This window comes from Psychrilyobacter sp. (assembly GCF_049671765.1).
Taxonomy (GTDB): Bacteria; Fusobacteriota; Fusobacteriia; order Fusobacteriales; family Fusobacteriaceae; genus Psychrilyobacter.
On the sequence record NZ_JBATVM010000163.1, the window covers coordinates 1 to 3,723 of the forward strand.

Below are 3,723 nucleotides of genomic sequence, written 5' to 3' on the forward strand. Positions count from 1 at the left end.
GAAGAATTAAATGGAAAAGTAACAATAATTTCAGTAATGCCATCAATAGATACACCAGTGTGTGAACTACAGACAATTAGATTTAACAAAGAAGCTGCTGAATATGGAAATATTAATGTAGTTACTATCTCAGCAGATTTACCATTTGCTTTAGGAAAATTCTGTGCAAGTAAAGGTATAGAATCAGCAGTAACTCTTTCAGATCATAAAGATTTAGATTTTGGAACGAAATATGGATTTATTTTAGAAGAATTAAGACTTTTATCTAGAGGTATTTTAGTTATAGATAAAGCTGGAATTGTAAAACATGTAGAATATGTACAAGAAATTACAAATCAACCTGATTATGATAAAGCAATAACTATAGCTAAAGAATTAGTATAGAAAAAAATCAGTAAAAATATAACAAATATCAATTTTTTCACCTTTAAAAAAACATAAATTTTAAAACAAAAATTGATAAAAAAATAATAAATTTATAATTAAAATTACAAAAAAAATAAACCGTAAAATAACTTCCTTTAGTAAAGTTCTACTAAAGGAGGTTATTTTTTAAATATTTTTTTTATTTAAAAAATAATCTACTCCTAATACATAGACAAACAATTAATAACAATACGCTTATAAATTAAGGATTAAGAATAAAACTTATCTTGAAAAATATAACAAATATCAATTTTTCTAACTTAAAAAACATAAATTATTAAATAATAAATAATAAAAAAAATATAAAAATTTAATTAAAATTACAAAAAAAAATTAATCTAAAAAAAAATATAATAACATGTGTTTTATTAATTTTTTTTTAGATTCAAATAAACGTTTGACACTTTTCCGCCTTTATAGTTATACTGTATGAAGAGTAAAGTCTCTTTTTATAGTATTTATTTATTAAACTTAAATTTAAGTTTACAATTATAACTATTTGTATCAATTCTATAAATCGTGACCAAAACTCAAATAATTATCATGGAGGAATATATATGGAAAAATATCTGGGAAGAAAAAACAAATTATATATCAATGGTGAGTGGGTAGAAGGAAAAAATGGAAATACTTTTGATTCATTTTCACCTATTGACAATAGACATCTAGGAACATGTGTAGAAGCAAGTGCAGCAGACGTAGATTTAGCAATTGAATCAGCATCTCAAGCCTTCGAAACTTGGAAAGATGTTAGTCCACAAGAAAGATCTAATATGCTACTAAAAATTGCTGATTTAATAGATGCAAATGCTGAAAAATTTGCAATGATCGAAACATTAGATAATGGAAAACCTATCAGAGAGACTAGAGCTATAGACGTTCCATTCACTTCAGATCATTTTAGATATTTTGCAGGTGTAGCAAGAACTGCAGAAGGTGAAAGTGTTATGATTGATAAAAATACGCTTAGTATGACACTTCGTGAACCAATAGGTGTTATAGGTCAAATTATACCTTGGAATTTCCCACTACTTATGGCGGCTTGGAAAATAGCTCCAATTATTGCTTCAGGAAATTGTACGGTTATCAAGCCTTCTGAATTTACTTCACTTAGTATTTTAGAATTAGCAAAGATTTTAGATCAAGTACTTCCTGCTGGAGTTGTTAATGTTATTACTGGAGAAGGGCCAAAAGTTGGTGACTATTTACGTCAACATAAAGGATTAGCAAAACTTGCTTTTACAGGTTCTACTGCAACAGGCCTTGCTATTGCTGAAGCTGCAGCTAAAAATTTGATTCCTGCAACACTAGAATTAGGTGGAAAATCTGCTAATATATATTTCCCAGATTGTCCTTGGGATAAAGCGATTGAAGGTTTACAACTTGGAATTTTATTTAATCAAGGTCAAGTTTGTTGTGCTGGATCACGTGTTTTTGTACATGAAGATATTTATGACAAATTTGTAGCTCAAGCTGTTAAAGAATTTAATAATGTTAAAATCGGAATTCCTTATGAAGACGATACTCAATTAGGGACTCTTATAAATGAAAAACAATTTAACAAAGTTTTAAATTATATTGAAATTGCAAAGCAAGAAGGTGCAAAAATTGTTTGTGGAGGTCATCCTGTCACAGAAAATGGACTTGATAAAGGTTACTTCATAAAACCTACATTATTGGTAAATGTAACAAACGATATGAGAGTAGCTCAAGAAGAAATATTTGGCCCTGTAGCAGTTATAATTAAATTTAAAACTGAAGAAGAAGTAATTGAAATGGCAAATGATAACCAGTATGGTTTAGCAGGGGCTGTTTGGACAAAAGATATTAATAGAGCACTAAGAGTAGCTAGGGCTATTAAAGTTGGTAGAATGTGGGTTAACGATTATAATAATTTACCTGCTCATACACCTTTTGGTGGTTATAAGCAATCAGGAATTGGTAGAGAAACTCATAAAATGATGTTAGATCATTATACTCAAAAGAAAAATATTATGATTAGTTTAAGCGATGATAGACTTGGTTTTTATTAAGGACTATTGCAAATTTTGTATAAGCTCTAAAAATTAATGTAAAACTTTTATAAAATGAGGAGTAATAATTTTTTAATTATTGCTTCTCATTTTTAATATATTAGAACTTTATTTCTCAATTTTTCTGTTCCCGTAAGATTGTCTTTTTATCACTTTTATTCTATGGTTTATTCGTCTTGATAATGCATTAGTTTTTTCATAATAAAATAAGCTTTTGAACGTTCTTGAGTCTTCAGCAATAATTACTGTATCTTTCTATTTAATTTTTTTAATATTTAATTAGAATAGTCTCATTTCTATTTGCTAGAATAGCAGAAAGTTTATTTGTATCACCTCTTCACTAATGTTGGCATACGAACACCCAAATTTCTTCCCCATTGCTCTAATAGAGACATTTTCTCCTAAAAAGAACAGTATTTTTTCTTTCAGATATACTAATAGTTTCTATCCCTTTTTCATAAATCGGTTCCTTTAACGTTTGTTAATCATGTATACCAATGTTAAAGTTAGGTTTTTTTAGTTTATTGAAAAATTAAAAAATAAAAGGAAAAATGTATATTTATAGGTAAATTCTATATGATTTTTAATTGGAGTTAATAATTATTGACATTTATTGACATTTATTATATCATATTACAAATAGTACGATACCGTACTATTTGTAATTGGAATTAAGGTTAATTATGAACGACTTGTCTGATAAAGTTAAAATTGGTGATTTATCCATTAAGAATGGTTTTGTAAGGTCAGCAACTTGGGAGATTCATTTATTAATGGATGTAATGTAATAAATGTAGAATCCCAGAAGGTAATTATTGTGTAATTTTTAATAAATAAAAGGAGTTGGAGAGATGAACTTTAAAGCTGTAAGAATTTTCGAAGAAGAGGGAAAATATATTCCAAAAATAATAGAAAGAAAAATAGAGGATCTTCCAATGGGAGATGTAGTGATTAAAGTATTGTATTCATCTTTAAATTATAAAGATGCACTGTCATGTATAGGAAATAAAGGGGTAACGAGAAACTTTCCCCATACACCAGGGATAGACGCTGCAGGGGTAATCTATTCATCTGAAAATCCTAATTTTAAAAAAGGAGAAGAAGTTTTTATAACTGGATATGATCTAGGAATGAATACCGATGGAGGATTTGGAGAATATATAAGAGTCCCTTCTAACTGGATAATAAAAAAACCTGAAAATTTAACTTTGAAAGAAGCAATGATCTATGGAACAGCTGGATTTACTTCAGCACTATCTGTATA

At 27.8% G+C, this 3,723-nt stretch carries 3 protein-coding genes; all 3 read left to right on the plus strand.

The window, feature by feature from the left end; all coding sequences use genetic code 11:
- Positions 1 to 384: thiol peroxidase (gene tpx / locus WBG30_RS07705; protein ID WP_424504061.1), on the plus strand; the 384-nt coding region annotated here is incomplete at its 5' end.
- Positions 385 to 983: 599 nt separating this feature from the next.
- Positions 984 to 2,459, plus strand: a complete 1,476-nt coding sequence (locus WBG30_RS07710) for an aldehyde dehydrogenase family protein (protein ID WP_424504062.1) — start codon at positions 984 to 986, stop codon at positions 2,457 to 2,459.
- Positions 2,460 to 3,310: 851 nt separating this feature from the next.
- On the plus strand, positions 3,311 to 3,723 hold a 413-nt coding region (locus WBG30_RS07715; protein ID WP_424504063.1), incomplete at its 3' end, for an alcohol dehydrogenase catalytic domain-containing protein.